Source organism: Niastella soli (assembly GCF_017742245.1).
Taxonomy (GTDB): Bacteria; Bacteroidota; Bacteroidia; order Chitinophagales; family Chitinophagaceae; genus Niastella; species Niastella soli.
In genome coordinates this window covers 95,261-109,334 of sequence record NZ_JAGHKO010000001.1, presented here as the reverse complement: position 1 = coordinate 109,334, position 14,074 = coordinate 95,261, and the positions used below count along the sequence as shown (strand labels likewise).

Annotated in this window: 8 protein-coding genes; 6 read left to right on the top strand and 2 right to left on the bottom strand. The window is 45.0% G+C overall.

Annotation, left to right across the window (positions count from 1 at the left end; all coding sequences use genetic code 11):
- Position 1: 1 nt before the first annotated feature.
- The 4 genes from J7I42_RS00435 to J7I42_RS00420 all read left to right on the top strand — a co-directional run bounded on the left by J7I42_RS00435 (position 2) and on the right by J7I42_RS00420 (position 6,705).
- On the top strand, positions 2-1,549 hold the full coding sequence (locus tag J7I42_RS00435) for a RagB/SusD family nutrient uptake outer membrane protein (RefSeq protein ID WP_209136790.1): 1,548 nt from the start codon (positions 2-4) through the stop codon (positions 1,547-1,549).
- 13 nt (positions 1,550-1,562) lie between these two features.
- A complete protein-coding gene (locus J7I42_RS00430; protein ID WP_209136789.1) occupies positions 1,563-2,924 on the top strand; it encodes an alkaline phosphatase family protein in 1,362 nt (453 codons plus the stop codon).
- A gap of 258 nt (positions 2,925-3,182) precedes the next feature.
- Positions 3,183-5,735 carry a TonB-dependent receptor gene (locus J7I42_RS00425; protein ID WP_209136788.1) on the top strand — a complete coding sequence of 851 codons (2,553 nt, stop codon included), beginning with the start codon at positions 3,183-3,185 and terminating at the stop codon, positions 5,733-5,735.
- A gap of 202 nt (positions 5,736-5,937) precedes the next feature.
- On the top strand, positions 5,938-6,705 hold the full coding sequence (locus J7I42_RS00420) for a rhomboid family intramembrane serine protease (RefSeq protein ID WP_209136787.1): 768 nt from the start codon (positions 5,938-5,940) through the stop codon (positions 6,703-6,705).
- Positions 6,706-6,807: 102 nt separating this feature from the next.
- Here J7I42_RS00420 and J7I42_RS00415 read toward each other — a convergent pair whose 3' ends face one another.
- On the bottom strand, positions 6,808-7,476 hold the full coding sequence (locus J7I42_RS00415; protein WP_209136786.1) for an FAD-binding oxidoreductase: 669 nt from the start codon (positions 7,474-7,476) through the stop codon (positions 6,808-6,810).
- 180 nt (positions 7,477-7,656) lie between these two features.
- On the opposite strand from J7I42_RS00415, the gene J7I42_RS00410 reads away from it, so the two are divergent.
- Positions 7,657-8,217, top strand: a complete 561-nt coding sequence (locus tag J7I42_RS00410) for a porin family protein (protein WP_209136785.1) — start codon at positions 7,657-7,659, stop codon at positions 8,215-8,217.
- A gap of 100 nt (positions 8,218-8,317) precedes the next feature.
- Here J7I42_RS00410 and J7I42_RS00405 read toward each other — a convergent pair whose 3' ends face one another.
- Complete coding sequence (locus tag J7I42_RS00405) at positions 8,318-11,461, bottom strand: TonB-dependent receptor (protein WP_209136784.1); 3,144 nt, start codon at positions 11,459-11,461, stop codon at positions 8,318-8,320.
- Between the two features lie 614 nt (positions 11,462-12,075).
- Between J7I42_RS00405 and J7I42_RS00400 the strand changes: the two genes are divergently transcribed.
- A complete protein-coding gene (locus J7I42_RS00400; protein ID WP_209136783.1) occupies positions 12,076-14,043 on the top strand; it encodes a cellulase family glycosylhydrolase in 1,968 nt (655 codons plus the stop codon).
- Positions 14,044-14,074 lie beyond the last annotated feature (31 nt).

The window sequence follows — 14,074 nt, the reverse complement described above, 5'->3', positions numbered from 1 at the left end:
AATGAAAAGAATTGACCTTATTATCGCCGGCCTTTTACTGATGGGAGCAACAGCCTGTAAAAAGGATTTTATAGAGCTGACCCCCGTTGATGCTTATACAGTCGATAATTTTTATACAACAGAGGCCCAATTTCAGTCGGCCATCGTAGCGGCATATGCGCCTTTACGCGATGTGTTGGTGAACGATTATTTTACTTCTGAAATGCATTCAGACAATACCATATATCAGCCTTATGCTGATCAGGGAACAGCCTATGTACAAAGAAGGAATATAGCAGACTTCACGAATACCTCTACCAATGCGTATGCGAATGCTACCTGGCAGCACAGTTACACAGGCATCAGCCGCTGCAATGCCATCATAGAAAGCCTGCCGCTGCTGAAAACCATCTCTTCCGACTCGGTGCGCAAGAGCATTGACGGGCAGGCCAAATTCCTGCGCGCCCTTAACTATTACAAGCTGGTACAGCTGTACGGAGCGCTGCCCCTGTTCCTGAAAGTGATCACCAAAGCAGATGATGCCTTTATTCCCAGAACAGGTGTAGACAGTATTTATCAACAGATCATTGTCGATACAAAAGAGGCGATCGATGAACTGGCGTTGCCAAAATTCACGCAATCGGGCATCGCCACAAAAGGCGCAGCCACCATGCTGTTGGCCGATGTGTATGCCCAACAAAAGCGCTGGAGCGAAGTAGAAGCCTTATTGAACACCCTGCCGGCTATGGGCTATAGCTTGTATGCCAATTATGGCGACGCTTTTCTGCCTGCCAATAACACGGGTAAAGAATCGCTTTTTGCGATCCAGTTCCTGGGTGGTACCGCTACGGGCACTACGCCTAATGTCACCACGCTGCATTTTATTCCCCGCAGCAAAAATACCGTACTGCTCACCGGAGTTGACAAATTGGATAATACCGGATCGGGTGGATGGAACACGCCTTCCAGCGACCTGATAGCGTCTTTTGAGCCTGGTGACGCACGTCTTGACTCCTCGATCGGTATCATTGAGGGTACCTATGACGGAAGCTATTATATGACCTATTCAGCCGTTAAAAGCATTGTGAATTATAAACCCGCAGCCGGGAAGATCGGGATCCCTTATATAAAGAAGTACCTGCATTCGCCCTTGCCCGCCAGTACAGGATCCAGTGATGATTTCCCCATTTACAGATATTCAGAAGCGTTATTGCTACTGGCCGAAGCGTTGAATGAGCAGGGTAAATCAGCCGCTGCATTGGTGCCTTTAAATAAAGTGAGAACAAGAGCCGGACTTGCAGCCACTACCACTACTGACCAGACGCAACTGAAAAACATCATCTGGCACGAACGCCGGGTAGAGCTGGCTTTTGAAAATCACCGTTGGGAAGACCTGCTGCGCTCAGGTAAAACCAATGCCCTGGCCGTGATCAATGCTTTTGGCGTAAAGATCAGGCAGGAACTGAGCTATCTGCCATCTGATTCCCATGTAGTGAACGAACATAACCTCTTATTCCCAATACCACAAGGCGATCTGGACCTTAATAAACTGTTGACCCCAAACCCGTAATTGAAAACGTGTGATGATAAAGAGAAAATATAATCCGTTGGTAGCTGTGCTGCCGTTTCTTTTGCTCCCTATGTTGATCTGGTCGCAGGAACGCCCTGCGAAATATATCGTGTTGATCACCATCGATGGATTGCGCCCCGAGTTTTACCTGGACCCTTCGTGGGGCATGGTGAACCTGCGTCATATGATGGATGAAGGTGTGGCCGCAAAGGGAGTAAACCCCGTGTTCCCCTCCGTTACCTATCCTGATCATACAACGATCATTACCGGTGTTACGCCTGCCAAACATGGCATTTACTTCAATGCGCCCTTTCGCCCACGTGGCGAAGCCGGCCAGTCGTACGTATACTACGATTCCATTAGAACGGAAACATTGTTTGATGCCATGAAAAAAGCTGGCCGCACCACAGCAGATATTATCTGGCCTGTAACGGTACATGCACCTATCGATTACAACGTACCCGATATTTCCCAGCCAGGGTCAAAGGACAGGCGCGGCATCACTGCTGATAATGTATCTCCTGCTGGTCTATGGAAAACTTTGCAGGACAGTGCTGTTGGGCAGTTGGAAGCATTGGACTGGAATATGTTCGATGATGAGTTGGGCATGGATGAGAACATTGGCCGCATGGGGGCTTATCTTATTAAAAAGCACAGGCCAGGTCTTACCGCCATTCACTTTGCCGCCGCCGATCATTACCAGCATGAATATGGGCGCGATGGATATGGAGTGAGAGCAGCAGTAGCAGGTATTGACAGAGGTATAAAGACCCTGCTGGAAGCCATTCGCCGGGCCGGGATTAAAGATAGTACTGCCATCATTGTTACCGGTGATCATGGGTTTGAAAATGTGTACCGCAATTTTCAACCCAATGTGCTGCTGAAACAGCATGGTATACTTAGTGATGTGCGCAATGATCAATGGCGCGCCCAGTTTTATCAACAGGGCGGATGCACCTTTCTGGTTTTGAAAGACCCCAATGACCAGCAAACCTTGTCAGCAGTGCAGTCGTTGCTGAAGGGCCTGCCCGACTCTATAATGCAATACTTTAAAGTGATTGATAAGCGTACTTTAGAGAAGAAAGGGGCTTTCCCGGGTGCAGCGCTCGCCTTAACAGGACTTAAAGGAACGGGCTTTGGTAGTAAACAGGAGGGCAATCTTATGGATGTGCTGCCTGTAGTGAAAGGAATCCACGGCTTCTTTCCTGACCATAAAGAGATCCAGACCGGCTTTGTTGCTGTTGGTCCGGGCCTAAAGCCAGGTGTAGTGTTGCCTGAGATGGACCTGGTGGATATTTGTCCGTTGATCATTCGCCTCACTGGCATTTCGTTCAAACCCATGGATGGGAAGTTATACCCTGAAATGTTTAGGTAAAGTTGATCAGTTGACCAGTTAGTAAAAGGCTAGTTGAAAGGGTTTGACAAAGATCAGCTGGATAAATAAATGGCAGTAGCGGCCAGAAGTAGGAACTCCTATTTCTGGCCGCTGTTCTTTTACTGACCTCGCTGACTGCAGCAACTTTTAAACTATTTCCTTCCTGATTAACAGATCAACCACTTTTGGGCAGCCTAACTTAAAACCCCCTATATTTGCGTTATATTCTTAAGGAGATAACGGATCAACTGCTTATATATGGGTTATGTAAAAAAGATGCTATGCGTTATAGCATGTTCTTCGACAACTCTTACCCTGGTTGCCCAGGACAAACAACCGGAACAAACAGATACCAGCCACAAAGTGCATGTGCTGCAGGAGATCGTGATCTCTGCTTCCCGCCTACAGGAAAAACAACTGACCGCCCCGGTGAGTATCTCGAAATTGAGCAACGCTCAGATACAGCAAACCGCTGCGCCGGGTTTCTTCGATGCCATCGGTAGTATGAAAGGGGTGCATATGATAGTGCCCAGTATGGGATTCAAGATCATCAATACCCGCGGTTTTTCAAATACCACCAATGTTCGTTTTGTACAAATGATCGATAATATCGATAACCAGACGCCCCATATTGGCGCGCCCATTGCCAATGCGTTATCGCCCGGTGATCTGGACATCGATCATGTGGAAATGGTGCAGGGGGTGGCATCTGCATTATATGGTATGAACGCTACCAATGGGCTGGTGAACTTTACTACCAAAGATCCATTCACCACACAAGGGTTCAGCATACAACAACAGGTGGCGGTGAACCATGTAAACGACCCCAATGATGTGAGCGCCCGGTTGTATAACGAAACCAATATTCGCTGGGCAAAAGCATTGGGCACCAAATGGGCCTTTAAAATAAATGCCGGGTACAATCGTGGGTACGATTGGGTTGCTGACAACCGGAACGATCTGTTCCCCAACGGCAATGCTACCACCAATTTAATGGGGGCCGATAATCCGGCCTATGATGCGGTGAACGGCTATGGCAATGAATCTTCCAACCGCAAAACGCTTACCCTGGGTGGAAAGAATTATGTAGTGGCCCGCACCGGTTATTACGAACGCGACGTAGCGGACTACAATTTACAAAATGTAAAAGGGGATATGTCACTTTATTTCCGGCCTACAGCTAATGCGCAGCTTTCCTATACTTATCGTACTGCCTTTCTGAATAATACCTACCAGCGATCGAACCGATTCCGTTTACAGGATTATTTATTGCAACAACACATTGTTCAATTTAAGAACTCCCTGTTACAGGCCCGTGCCTATATTACTTCAGAAAATACCGGCCACTCTTACAACCTACGGTCAATGGCAGAGACCATGGACCTGAACTTTAAAGACAATAATAAATGGTTTGCCGATTATACCAATGCATTCAATACGGCTTATGCATCAAAACAGGATGTGGCTGCTGCTCACCATGCCGCGCGTGATGCGGCTGACTATGGCAGGTTGGAACCAGGTACTGAAGCCTTTAAAGACAAATTGAAACAATTACAGGAAATAAACAATTGGGATATCGGTGCCGCCTTAAAAGTAAAAGCCCACCTGGTACATACAGAAGGCTCATTTGACCTGGGGAAATTATTGCACACAGGGTTGGGTTTGCAGGTAGGCGCCGATTTTAGGGACTATATCATTGTGCCTGATGGTAATTATTTTATCAATCCAACCGACTCAGGACATAACCTGAACTATACCAGCTATGGCTTTTTTGTGCATGCCTCAAAAAGATTGCTGCATGATAAATTACAACTGAGCGCCGTGTTACGTGCTACTGGTTATGAGTATTTCAATTTGAAATGGAATCCCCGTCTTACTGCCGTATATGAGCTGACGCGTAATGATTTTGTTCGGTTCTCTTATCAGAACGGCTATCGGTTTCCCAGCATCTTTGAAGGTTTCTCCAATATCAACAGTGGTGGGGTAAAAAGAGTAGGCGGGCTAAAAGTTATGTCGAATGGCGTATTTGAAAACACCTGGTTAAAAAGCTCTATCGATGAATTTACTGCTGCGGTAAACAAAGATGTAAATACCCAGGGGGTAAGTCAGGCCGCTGCCATTGAAAAGAACAAAGGTATTTTGAAACATAATACCTATAACTATATCCAACCGGAACAAATGCATTCTTTTGAAGTCGGCTACCGCACCATTATGCTGAATAGCCGGCTTTCTGTAGATATTGATTTCTATTACAATTTCTATTCAAACTTTATTGCGCAGATAGAAGGCAGTATTCCCAATACTACCGACAGCGCACTGATACCGGCCTCGTTGTATGATAAGAACAAACAGGCCCGTTATCGCTTGTGGACCAACTCAAAGACCCTGGTACACAATTATGGCACGGAGATAGATCTGTTGTACCTGATCGATGGTCATTACTCCCTGTTTGGTAATGCAAGTTATCAGACTTTAAAAAGAACAAACACCAACGATGGACTGGAAGACGGGTTCAATATCCCCAAATGGATGGCGAATGGTGGAATAAGAGGAACAAATGTGTACAAGAACCTGGGCTTTTCCTTATCGGGCAGATACCAAAGTAATTTTTATTATCAATCGTTTTTGATAAATGGAAATGTGCCGGCTGTTTTTAATGCCGATGCCATGGTGCAATATGTGTTTAATAAACCCTCGCTTACTGTTAAAGTTGGCGCTACCAATTTCCTGAACCACTATTACTATTCTATCCTGGGTGGACCACAGATCGGTGGATTTTATTATACCACGCTCACATATTCCTTAAAATAATGCTGACCTGTAAGGTCCATCATTTGAGCTTGAACAATTATTAGGTTTAATTGGACCTGACAGGTCTTTCGCTTTATTAAACCATGACCTGTCAGGGTCGCTTAAACCCACCGATTGTTCAACACCCGATGGCGAACCTTACAGGTCAATCCGATAGCTGACAGTCCGGTACATCTTTTGCCTAACTTTGACAAAAAGTAATATGGTCTTCCCCATTGGAGATGACAACAAAGACAGGAAAACTTTTCCTGTGGTTAATTACCTGCTTATTGCGCTTAACATTTTTGTATATATATACTGGCAGCGATTAGGCCATGACTATAACGTTACTTTAGGTTATTCTGCAGTGCCCGCTGAAATATTGACCGGTCACGATATCGTTACCAAATCATTGATTGAAAAGGATCCGCTTACCGGCAATCTTATTGAATTGCCGGGTTTAGCGCCTACCAACATTCCCGTTTTTCTTACCTTGTTCACCTCCATGTTTATGCATGGCGGGTTGGCGCATATCGCCGGTAACATGATGTACTTATGGATCTTTGGCGATAATGTGGAAGATGCGCTGGGGCATATAAAATACCTGTTCTTTTATTTAATATGTGGCATGCTGGCCGGACTGAGCCATGTGATCACCACATTGGTATTTGGACAAAATTTGCTGATCCCCAGTCTGGGTGCCTCGGGTGCTATCTCGGCCGTATTAGGTGCCTATTTGCGATTGTTCCCGGGTAAAAGCGTTCATCTCTGGATCTTCTTTCTAATCATATCAGTGCCGGCATTTATAGCTGTAGGCGTTTGGTTTGCCTTCCAGGTAGTGAATGGATTAGGCGCCCTGGGTGGCCAGGAAGCTGGTGGTGTAGCCTATGCCGCGCATATTGGTGGATTTGTTTTTGGTTTATTGTTAGTGGGTTGGTTTGGGAAGGAGTTTCTTGTGAGAAGGAAGGCTGGAAGAAAAAGATGGAGGTAAATTACTATCATTATTCTTTATAAGAAGTCGAAGTAAGAATTATGAAGTAGGAGGTATGAAAATTCGGACTCTTCTTACTTCCTACTTCTTACTTCAACTTTCTTACTTTTCAAAAACAACGAGATCCGGCTTAGCACCTAACTTTTCTAGTGTCGCATTAATATCCGCAATCATTTTATCTGGCCCACACACATAAAAGTGTTTATTGAAATCGCTGACGTGCGAACGCAGATAGCCCTCGTCTATCTTTCCGCTTTCATAACCCTCTTTTTGTTCCCGGCTAAGAATATTGATGTCATTCCTGCCCAGGATATTCTTCAACTCTTCTTCATAGATAACATCTGCGGCTGTTTTGTTTGAAAAGAACAAGGTGTTGCCGTCAATTTGATTATCGCGATGCAGTTGGCGGAGTATGGCCAGGAATGGCGTGATGCCTGCTCCCCCTGCGATAAAATAACCCGGACCCTTATATTCAATAGCACCCCAAACATCGTGCAGGATCAATTCATCACCGGGTACCAATTGGTGAATTTGATTGGTAACACCATTATGGTCAGCATATCTTTTTATGGTAAATTCAAGTGTAGGTTCATTGTTCAGCGAAGTAAAGGTAAAAGGTCTTCGTTCATTCTTCCAGCCTTCTTTATTAATAGCCACTTCCGTTGCCTGTCCGGGTGTGAAAACATAACCATCCGGTTTCTCTATGCGAAAACTTTTTACGTCGTGCGTTACCTGTTTGATGGTTTTTATTTTAACAATATGCGATTCCATAAGTGGTTGCTTTTTAATGAATATTATAAGCAATCTACAGATTTAAAAGCATATTGCCCAAATCATTCCCCAGTGCGAAGTTTGTATTTTTCAATAGGTTATAACGTTGATAAGGCTGAGCAGTAGAGGTGGTATCTCATTTGCAATAGCTATTGCATATTGTTAAATTAAACCAGCATTATGAAGAGAATCATCATTTCAGCAGCATTGTTATTGCTGATCAAAGTTGCAAGTGCGCAACATGTTGAGTATGGTATTAAAGGTGGTGTTAACTTTGCCAATATAAAAGATGATGCTGCCGACAGTAAAGCAGATGCAAAAACCGGGTTTCATCTCGGCGGTCTGGCCCATATCCATCTCACCCGGGCTTTTGCTGTTCAACCGGAATTGGTATACAGTACACAAGGTGCTGAATATAACGATGGCAAATTAAGATTGAATTACATTAACGTTCCTGTATTAGCTCAGTACATGTTTGCTGAAGGCTTTAGATTACAGACCGGACCCCAGTTAGGCATTTTAACTACCTCTAATTTCAAGAGTGACCATTCTGAGACTGATGTCGACAACTTCAGTAATGCCGACTTTGGCTGGGTATTTGGCGCAAGTTATCTAAGTCGTAGTGGCTTGGGTGTTGATGCCCGTTATAATATGGGGCTAACTGATGTTACAAAGAGCAATACTAATGATTTTAAGAACAGGGTATGGCAACTGGGACTCTTTTACCAGTTTAAGCATTAGTGCATTTTGGTCAAAAAGCTAAACTTTAATGAAAGCGGCGCAGCTTTGCAGAACTAATTTCTGCCAGCTGCGCCGCTCATTTTTTTTATAATGCTGTTGATTAGAAGCCGTAGCGAATACCTATTTGTATCTGCCAGGGATTTCCGCCTTTTGAGATGATACCAGAATTGGTCAATACTTTGTAGTCATAATTTTGAGAAGCTTTATCAAATCCAGCTGTTTGATAAATGCTTTGTTTACCCAGGTTCTTAGTAGCACCCCAGTTTTTGTTGAGCAGGTTTTCTACATTGAAGATGTCGCCGGATAATTCAATGTATTGTTTTTTCCACACATTGACCTTTTTGGCAACACGCACATCCCACACGCCATTAAACTTGTTGATGCCACCATTGCGTTCGGCAATCTGTCCCATGCTTTTGTTAATGTATTTTTTATAACTTTCACTTACATCGGGGTTTTCCAGGATAGCAGCAATACCGGTGCGATATTTTTCTGCTACTTTAGGGTCGTTGATGTCGAAGACGTAAGCCAGATCGTTGGTGGCAACGAAATCGCCATTTACGTTTCCACTTGCCAGTGAATAACGGGTGCCGCCAATGCCTGAATAGCGGATACCTACGCTCACGCCAAAGAAGGTGGGCAATGTTCCATAGAATACCGCTTTATGACGGAACTGGCCATCAGAATAGGTCATTCTGCTCAGATCGCGTGGGTCATCTTTTACCATCAGGGACAGGGTGGCGCTGTTGGCAACATCTCCATTATAGGAAGTGTTGTCTTTGCTATCGTTCCAGGTATAGCTGAATGAGATCTCTCCGTCTTTGAAATAACGCCAGGTACCATCTACTACAAATGCAAACTGGTTTACTTTACCTCCACTGTTCAGTTCCAGTACACGACCCAGATTGGTGCTTTTACGGCCCTGCATCCAGTCGGTAACGCCTGCTGTGGTAATGCTTTCAGCGGGAACAAACACACCGCGGTTGCCTTCATTGCTCAAACGGAAGAGTGGTTGGTCAACCATGTTTCTGTCAACATACATATAGTTATTGCGGGCAATCGTGGCGTAGAATGTTACCCCCATTTTGAAGTTATTGGTGATAAAGCGGCTGTACGACATGTTGGCTTTATATACGACAGGGATGCGCGCATCAGCTCCATTCATATTGATGGTGGCCAAACGTGGAACACCCTGATCGAATAACTCCTTTCCAGGTGCTGAAGCAGGATTGCTGCGATAGCCCGGGAAGTTTGGTTTTGGAATGTTTTTTTGAATGTCTACAGACAATACTTTAGTACCATCAAACACCATGTTGTTGATCATGGCATAGTTGTTAATGTCGGAACCAAATATGCCGGCGCCCAGGCGTACGTAATCACGGTGTTTTTCATTAATATCCCAGTTAAACTGGATACGTGGTTGTATCTGGAGCGTATTCAGCGAGCGGTTGGTAACAAGACCCAGTTCATCATATGCCAGCTGATAGAAGTTGGGTTTGTTAAAGTAATTGGTATAATCTGCGCGGATACCGGCTGTCATTTCAAGCCCGGCCATCAATTGAGTTTTTAACTGAGCATATAAACCAGCGTTCAGGATGTTCTGGTCAACGCTTGGATCATCGCTCAGGGCTACTTCACGCGCATAGCGATAGGGGGTAAGGTTGTCGAAATTGCTCAGTCCGTTGAAGTAATAGCGACCGTTCATTTCACTTCCATACAGTGAGTTCATATGGGTGTACTGGATGTCGGCGCCAAAAGTATAGTTGAACTTGTTGGTGTTGTAATACATGTTGTTCACCAGTTGAAACACATTGTTGAAGAAGTGTTCAGGTGAATAACGCTGACCGCCGAATTGGATCATGGTACTTCCATCGGGACTGGCGATGCGATCTACAATACCCCTTGGAATATTTTGATCGGGAAGCTGACTACCGGGTGAGCTTTCTTCAAAAGTATACAGGTGTTGAAATTTTAATTCGTTGGTGATCTTGGAGTTTACCACGGTACGCAAGGTGGCCAGCAAGCTGTTGTTCCAGGCATGGGCATCCGCATATACTTCATATAAATTGTAAGTGGAGTTGTCATCACGGCCCAGTGGTGCCCGGTCGTTCACATAGTTGTCCCGTAAAGTAAGCAGGTTCCGGGCGTTCAGTTGCCAGTCAATCCGCAGGAAGGCCGCATCGGTATGTCTCACTTTATTAAAAGAACCGGTCTGTGGTGTATTGGCTACGCCGTATTTGTCCCTGGCAATTTGAAGATAGCGGTTCAATGTATCGAGGGTAATGCCCAGGCGCTTTGCGTCGGCTGCATTTTGGATATCGAGGATCTGTAAAGGCCGGGCGTCGTCCTGACGGTCCCAGGCAACAAAGAAGTGAGCTTTGTTTTTGATGATGGGACCGCCTACAGAGAACCCGTACTGGTTAGTGGAGAAGTCATTCACGCGGCGGGCACCCTTCATATCGTATTTGCTCGATAACCAGTCGGCCCTTGAAAAAATAAAGGCGCTGCCCGACAGGGTATTGGTACCAGCTTTGGTAACCGTGCTGATGGTACCACCACCGCTGCGACCATAAGTAACGTCATATTGGTTGGTTACTACTTTAAACTCGCGAATGGCCTCCATAGACATGGCATACGGACCACCAATACGGCTATTGGTACCACTGCTGGACGTAGGGTTTTTAGCAGAGGTCCCATCGATGGTAATATTAGTAGAGGAGCCCAACTGACCAGCAAGGTTGCTGCCGCTGCTCAGGGGTGACAGATCGATCAATGAAGTAAAGTTGCGGCCATTTACCGGTAACCTGGAGATGTCGCGGGCTGATACTGAAGTAGCGGCGCCAAAGTTCTCTGATTTTTTCCGCTGGCCGGTTGCAGTTACGGTTACCTCATTCATGCTGGCCGCAGAAACCTGCATGGTGATGTTCACACGCAACAGGTCGCCCTGGTTCAATGAATAGTCTGTACGTTTTTGTTCGCCATAACCAACATAGGTGGCCTTGATAGTGTAAGGGCCACCAAGGGGCAACTCCTTAAAAATATACTGGCCTTTTTCATTGGTCAGGGTAGCCGTAGTAAATCCAGTTGATTCATTGGTCAATACAATACTGGCTCCATCAACTGGCTTTTTGTTCTCATCAGTAATAATGCCGATGATGGAAGCTTGTGTAGTTTGTGCAGATAGTTTGTGGCCTGCCAGGCTTGCCAATAGCAAGGCCAACAGCAGAATGATCGGTTTCTTCATCTGATGGGTTACTTTTAATATATGAGAATTAATAATACCTAGGGTAGGGTACGTACTGGAGGCATGAATGCCCTGATGCGGCATTGACGGACAAAGCAATCGATTGGTACTACGGTTTGGGAGAATATAATTTTACAGTAACATGCAACCGTATTTTTCACGCGGCGAAAATAACGTGTGGTTGTATGAATGAACACAGTAATCAATTTGATAACAGTAAGTTCATTTCTGGTTTACACAGGTACGGTAGTTGAATTATTATGATCAATTATAATGTTAACAAATAAAAGAAGAGGGAAAGGGAAGTGTGATTATCAGGACAAGTAAATTTGCCGCATCAATGCACCCCTTCTTCTTTGGCATTGATGATCAGCACCATCATTCCCGATTTACTGTATAGAATAGAACACCTACGTAAAGTGATTTGCCTACACTATTTTCCTAATTGATAAGGTCGGCATAGACCCCCTGGCTTTATTGTGCCCCTCCCTAAATTGTATTGCTGCAGTTGCAAGCAGCAAAAAAGCCCTTATTGCCATATCTATAATTATTTGCTGTAACACTGTTACGGCCCGGGTGATCTATTTCTTAATCTTTTAAATAAACAGTATCGTATGAAAAGGATGTTTACTTTGGTTTTTGCCTGGTTACTGGCAATTGCTGTTGCTGACATACAGCAAGCTACGGCCCAGCTTTCCCGGCTGACCGCTAATGGTTCTAAAATTGTAAATGCTTCCGGTCAGGAGATCTTTTTGAAAGGGGTAGGCCTGGGAGGCTGGTTGCTGCAGGAAGGATATATGTTAAACCCGGGTGGTGGTGGTACCCAATGGTCATTTAAAAAGCGTTTATACGATCAGGGTGTATCGGAAGCTGATGTAGAAACATTCTATCAAAACTGGCGCGATAATTTTATTACAAAAGCCGACATAGATTATATCGCCTCGCTGGGTTTCAATTGTGTAAGACTCCCTATGCACTATGAATTATTTCTTACCAATGCCCAACGTTCCGTGCGTAACAGCGTAGCCCGTAATTCAGGCAATTATAATAATTACGTCTCCAGTCTTACCAACTGGTATAACGGCAATACGCTGTTTACGGATGCCAATCTGGAAGGTTTCCGTATTATTGATAATATCCTTGGCTGGTGCGCTGCCAATAACATGTATGTGATCCTCGATCTGCATGCTGCTCCCGGAGCACAGGGTACAGATGCCAACATTTCTGATGCCCTGGTAGGAAATGATCTGTGGAATAAAGCTATTTACAGAGACATTACTGTTCGGTTGTGGCAAAAGATCAGCGCCCGCTACATCAATGATGACCGCGTTGCATTTTACGACCTGATCAACGAACCCAATAATGTGCCTTCGAATCCACCTATTCATGATCTGTTCGAAAGACTCATTAATGCGGTTAGGGCACAGGGCGACAACCACCTGTTGATGATTGAAGGAAATGGCTGGGGTAATAACTATGATTACATGGAGCCATGGACATTTAGCCACAGGACCAACCTGATCTACAATGCCCACCGCTACTGGCTCACCAATTCTACTACTGAGACCGATGGCAACCCTAACCAGATCAATAAGATTGCCAATATGGTCAATTTCCGCAACGCGTATAATGTGCCGGTATGGGTAGGGGAAACAGGTGAGAATAACAATGACTGGCTGAAAGGGAACATTGCTGCGCTGAACTCAAAAGGCATTGGCTGGTGCCATTGGACCTACAAACGGTTTGATGCGGGCGAGAACGCTGCTTTGATGCATATCAATCCGCCCTATCTTACAGATGGTAGCTGGACAATGAGCACGGTGCTAAACAATATCAAATTTGCCAACTGTGTTCGCAATAATGGAACTATTGCCGCAGTTGCTCCTGGAAAACCTTCCACGACTGCGCCTATCGGAAAAACCATCTGGCTGCAAGGCAACAACGGTTTGTTTGTAAGTTCTGAGAATGGTACCCAGGCTATGAATTGTAACCGTGCAACTACACAGGCATGGGAGCAGTTCTATGTTGGCGATGCCGGCAATGGAAAAGTGACTTTGATGAGCATGAGCAAATTCGTTTCTTCAGAGAATGGTACACAGGCTATGACCTGTAACCGCGCCACAGCACAAGGCTGGGAACAGTTCGACTGGTTCGATAATGGCGATGGTACTATTTCACTGCGTGGTTACAACGGAATGTTTGTTTCTTCTGAGAATGGTGAAAAGCCAATGAATTGTAACCGTGCTGCGATCGATGGTTGGGAGAAATTCAGATTTGGTACCGTCTCAGGTGCAAGAGTGGTTGCTGCGTCAACAACACCTGCTAATATAAATGCCAATGCAGTTGGGTTGGTTTATCCTAATCCGGTACAACGCGGATCGTTGTATACCATTAAGGTTGATAAATACAATTCCAATGCGCCGGTACATGTTACAGTAATGGACCTTTCAGGTAAAGCCATTGCGCAATACAATAACGGCAATGCAACGGTAACTATCCCTGCTGCAAAAAGCACAGGCATATATCTTTTAAAGATCAGCAACGGCGCTAATAGCTATACGAAAAAACTGATAGTTAAATAATACATACGGCCCTCAAAGCAAGTTCAATGAT